Below are 423 nucleotides of genomic sequence, written 5' to 3'. Positions count from 1 at the left end.
CCGGGGCGATCGAGCGCGCGTTCCACTCGGCGTGCACGGGAGAAACCGCCCGTGTCGACCTCGAACTGCCGCTCTCTGCCGGCGCGCGCCACATCGATTTCTCGCTGCGGCCGGTCTCGGACGCGCAGGGCGGCATCATGGCCGTGCTGGCAGAAGGCATCGACTCGACCGAGCGCCGACGCAACGAGGAAGCGCTCCGACAGGCGCAGAAGATGGAAGCCGTCGGGCAGCTCACCGGCGGCGTCGCGCACGACTTCAACAACCTGCTCACCATCATCCGCTCCGCAGTTGATTTCCTGCGGCGGCGCGATTTGCCGGAGGAGCGTCGCCGTCGCTATGTCGATGCGATTTCCGATACGGCCGATCGCGCTTCGAAGCTGACCGGCCAGTTGCTGGCATTCGCGCGCCGGCAGCCGTTGTCGC

The 423-nt window shown here is 67.8% G+C and carries 1 protein-coding gene; it reads left to right on the top strand.

Features of this window, described 5'->3' with window-relative positions; all coding sequences use genetic code 11:
- A partial coding sequence (locus DY467_RS25735; protein WP_164639868.1) for a histidine kinase dimerization/phospho-acceptor domain-containing protein occupies positions 1-423 on the top strand: 423 nt, incomplete at both ends.

Origin of the sequence: Rhodopseudomonas sp. BR0G17, assembly GCF_010907025.1 — a bacterium.
In the GTDB taxonomy this organism is placed as follows: domain Bacteria; phylum Pseudomonadota; class Alphaproteobacteria; order Rhizobiales; family Xanthobacteraceae; genus Rhodopseudomonas; species Rhodopseudomonas palustris_H.
Note: the sequence above shows the minus strand (reverse complement) of the source record. Positions and strands in the feature narration are given on the sequence as shown.